At 51.8% G+C, this 3,802-nt stretch carries 4 protein-coding genes; 1 reads left to right on the top strand and 3 read right to left on the bottom strand.

Features of this window, described 5'->3' with window-relative positions; all coding sequences use genetic code 11:
* Window positions 1–272: 272 nt before the first annotated feature.
* From D5S03_RS07465 to D5S03_RS07455, 3 genes are read right to left on the bottom strand one after another with little or no spacing between them, the layout of a single operon-like run.
* A complete protein-coding gene (locus D5S03_RS07465; RefSeq protein ID WP_287043280.1) occupies window positions 273–1,013 on the bottom strand; it encodes a hypothetical protein in 741 nt (246 codons plus the stop codon).
* Entirely contained in the window at window positions 1,010–3,013 is a 2,004-nt protein-coding gene (gene pglZ / locus D5S03_RS07460; protein WP_287043278.1) for a BREX-3 system phosphatase PglZ, read from the bottom strand. The genes D5S03_RS07465 and pglZ overlap by 4 nt, the downstream gene beginning before the upstream one ends.
* On the bottom strand, window positions 3,010–3,516 hold the full coding sequence (locus tag D5S03_RS07455) for a hypothetical protein (protein WP_287043276.1): 507 nt from the start codon (window positions 3,514–3,516) through the stop codon (window positions 3,010–3,012). Before D5S03_RS07455 ends, pglZ begins: the two co-directional genes overlap by 4 nt.
* A 37-nt stretch (window positions 3,517–3,553) precedes the next feature.
* Here D5S03_RS07455 and D5S03_RS07450 point away from each other — a divergent pair, with 37 nt between their 5' ends.
* Window positions 3,554–3,712, top strand: a complete 159-nt coding sequence (locus tag D5S03_RS07450) for a hypothetical protein (RefSeq protein WP_287043274.1) — start codon at window positions 3,554–3,556, stop codon at window positions 3,710–3,712.
* Window positions 3,713–3,802: the final 90 nt, after the last annotated feature.

Below are 3,802 nucleotides of genomic sequence, written 5' to 3'. Positions count from 1 at the left end.
GCTCACGGCTGGGGAGTACGCCTCAGGCCTATTCCCGGTGGCGATTGCTGGCACCCCTTGAATGGTTACCTGTTACCTTATTTTCCATGTGTCAGGATAGATGTCGCCTCGGAGAATAGACGTTTAGAACTGCTTTTTCCACATCAAAATGGCGGTTCTAAGACTCAAAATCAAGCAAAAAACGAGCTCTTATCAAATATTTTCAATATATTGGCTGGGTCCGACCCGAACAACAACCCGAACAACAGAACAACACATGCCCTGATAAATTCTCACTTGCTCAGCATTACCATATCCTCATCCATACCAAAGCGTATAAACTCAAGACCGGGATATGTATTCAAGGAAACGCTCCCGGAAAATGAAAAAGGAAACAGGCTGGGACTATGCATAAGGCTGTGCAGAGATGCCGAGTCCCTGGAGCCTGCCCGCAGCAAGGCCTCTATCAGCCAGCCCATGGATTCGGAAGTATCCACAGGCAAATTCCGCCCTTGTACATATACTCCTTTCTTGCCAGAATCCTCAAGCACCCCCCAGTCCATAAAAGAACGCAGCACCCGCCTGGCTGCTCTGGAAACGGTCTCCCGCTCACCATAGCGTTCCCTGATGCGTCGTTGAACCTGGGCAGCGGCAACATGACCCTGCAGACGCAAAAGTCTGCCTGTCTGCTCTGCTACACCGGCCCAGAATGGATATACAGCCGTGGCCATGCCCCAATGAACCAGAAGATGTTGCTTTACCGGAAGAACCTGCAGCAGATTAAGCCCTCGGTTGCGAAAATCCTGCAAATGCCTGGGAGGAACGGACCACAGCTTCATTAAGATGGTAATAACTTTTTCCCTGTTGCCCCGTTTAGCAGTTCCGCCGATGGAGAGCTGATCTTGTAAATCCTGCTGCAGAGAGGCAAAAACAGTGTCTTTGTCATTACCCGCCAAAACCAAATTTGCTGTACGTTCCAGCCACTCCAGACGGATGCGCTGGCTCCAGCCTATTTGAAATTTATCTGCTGTCACGTCTGCTTCCTCTCAATCTGCACCAAAGGCACAACCAGTTCTTCAAGGCTAATTCCTCCATGACAAACCAGCTGCCTGGTGTTTGAAACGAAAGCCTGCCTGTGGGGGGCTATCAAAGGAAAAACATCCTCTGGCAGACCGGAGCCGGACCATGCGATGGCCTCGGGGAAGCTGGATGCAACTCTTTCCCGCAATGCTGGATCACGAAATATGCGGACCCTTTCCCCCCTGGTTGCGGCCAGGGCTCCTTCTGCTGGACGTCCGCATCCTGCAGCCTGGATATTTCCGTGATCAGAGATCAAAAACACCTGGTATCCGGCCTGCAAAAGCATATCCAGCAGATCGCCCAGAAAAGGCTGCCCGGCCCACTGCCTGATCTGATTATGCATACCTGCCAATCCAAGCTCCATTCCATGCATTATCCTGTCCACCTTATCCACCACCAGACCGGCCACCCTGGTCTGCGGGCTGGCGAGCTGATGGTGCAGTTCATCAGTGATATCATCACCCAGCCCCCTGGCGTAGACTGTTTCCTGTTCTTTGATACCATGATCAGCCCAGAACTGACGCCAGAGATGCGCTTCTTTACCAGTGGTATGAATGCTGTCCGGAAAAAACACAGGAGGACGTCCAGCAAACAGGGCCTGCCTGGAAATGGAGGTGGTTGTGGGCAGCCAGGCAAAAACCGCATTTTCTCGAAAAAGAAAATCTGTGTTCAAAGCAAGCACCTTGCGCATGGTCACCCATTGATCAAAAGAAAGTCCGTCCAGGACTACCAGAGCTACTTTGCCACCCTGGGTCTGCTCCAGACTGCGGGCCAGGAAGCGCGGGATATGATGCAGCATAACCGGGGGTACGGGGGGCAGGTTGATCAGCCCGCCAAGCTTATTTTCCGCCCAGACAGCAAGAATATTATCCAGCTCCAATTGAACAGCCCGGATCTTGTCTTCAATACCGGGGACCGGCTCCTTATCGGTTTGCAGCCACAAGGCCAGAAGCTCAGCCCAGCTTCTGGCAAAAGTCAGCCACTCCCCGTGCCGGGCCTGGTGTCCGGGAAGGTCATCCCGCAGGGAGGAATAAAGCTTTTCCAGTCTTTTTATGCGATCCGCCTCTGGATCAATGCGCACCCCCAGACTGACCCAGGTTTCGCTCAAAGCCTGACTCTGGGGATGATCTACAGGCTCCAGCAGTCCATCCAAAAAAAGTGTGTCCAGATAGACACGGACGTCGTGATGTTCAAACGGCAGATCAACAGGGCCGGGATAGACTGGATTGAAGACTCCCCTGTTTTCCTGAAGAGACGCAATCTGTTGCGATGATTTTTGCTGGATAAAATACTCCCAGCGCTCCTGCAAAAAGGCCAAAAATGCCTCTCTATCAGGGACTATTGTTCCCAGGGGCCAATCAGAAAAACGTCCGTTTTTTTCAATCTCCTGGATCAGGTGCTCCTGGAACAGGGATGGCAGGTGAATTTGCCTGTAATGCATCCGTAACAGCATGCGCAGAAGATCAGCAGTATGCTTCAGTAGTTCCGGGGCAATGGAGTAGACATGACGCAGAATAAAATCTTTACTGCTTCTGTCCCCAAGCCTTTCAGAGGCCAGATCCTTCTGGGCCAGATACAAGGCATCCAAATCAGACTTATCCAAAGCTGCCAGCACCGGGTAGCTGAAATTGGGGAAAATCCCTGCCAGAGAAAGATGCAGCCTGCGACCGGCCTGTAAAAGGTCATAAGGCAGAGTCTGGAGATCATCCTGAGTTACATGCACCACCACAGCCTGCTCTTTCTCCAGGTTCTCATCCCACTTTGATCTGAAACTGGATTCAAAGGCAAAGCGAAACTCGACATGGCTTTCAAAGGGAATCAGAGCAAATCCTCTCTCTTGAATCCTCTCCAGCATACCTGCTTCCAGCAGCAGGCCATCAGGATCCGCAACCAGAGTTAATCCGGCTGTTCCCGGGCTGAAATCAGCAAGGATATGCTCCCGCCATCCAGTCATTTTTCCCCCTGTATACGCAGCATAAGCAATGGCTCAATCTCTGGCAGAACCTCAGCCTTTCTCTGCAACTCGGCCTGGCTGGCCTGTTCTTCTTGTTCCAGCTTCCTGAAGCGATATGCACGCACTTCAGGCAGTCCAATGCTCTCAATTATTTTTCTTCTGGCTGCGAAATAATAACGCATTTTTTCCTGCTCCCGGCTCAATTGGCTTGCATGCTCCTGTAAAAGCTCTTGATACTGAGGCTGACCCTGCTTTTCCGCAACCCTGGAAGAATACTCATACCAATTGTAAGAACTCTGGCTGCCCAGATAATCATGTATAACAGGCTCTGCACTGAGCAACAGATCCCAGATGTTCCTGGCGCTTAAACTGAAATTCTTGCCCTGATCATCGATGAAAAGGGGCATGATCCGCACCTTTTTCCAGTCCTGGGTGATAATAGCAATACGCCACAAAGACCACACCCCTTGAAGAGAAGCAGCAGCACCAGGAATTGTGGTCACGGGCAGTGGCTGGCCAGGCGCCCAACAAGGAAGCCGCATGGCCAAAGCTCGTATCCTGGAATCCTCCAGGGTCAACAGGCTGGCTTGTGGAGTTATCTCAGCATCCCTGGCAGTAAAGGCAGCAGCAAGAACATTGTCGTCTCCAGGCCAGATCAGATTCCAGAAGCTGCCTTTGTTTTCCGCCCTGCCGCCATAAGCTGCAAGATCTGGACATGCCTTGCCTGTTGTCCAGAGGCTTGAAGGCATCCAGGGGAATCACCACCTGAGAAAGCAGCCGCCATGGGTT

The organism is Desulfonatronospira sp. MSAO_Bac3, from assembly GCF_003838035.1.
In the GTDB taxonomy this organism is placed as follows: domain Bacteria; phylum Desulfobacterota; class Desulfovibrionia; order Desulfovibrionales; family Desulfonatronovibrionaceae; genus Desulfonatronospira; species Desulfonatronospira thiodismutans.
The sequence above is the reverse complement of the archived record's forward strand: the minus strand, read 5'-3'. Positions and strand labels throughout refer to the sequence as shown.

What these genes read in the sequence shown, in the direction of transcription:
- D5S03_RS07450 (WP_287043274.1), top strand. Translation starts at nt 3,554, where the DNA reads ATGGCCAAAGCTCGTATCCTGGAATCCTCCAGGGTCAACAGGCTGGCT.
- pglZ (WP_287043278.1), bottom strand. Translation starts at nt 3,013, where the DNA reads ATGACTGGATGGCGGGAGCATATCCTTGCTGATTTCAGCCCGGGAACA.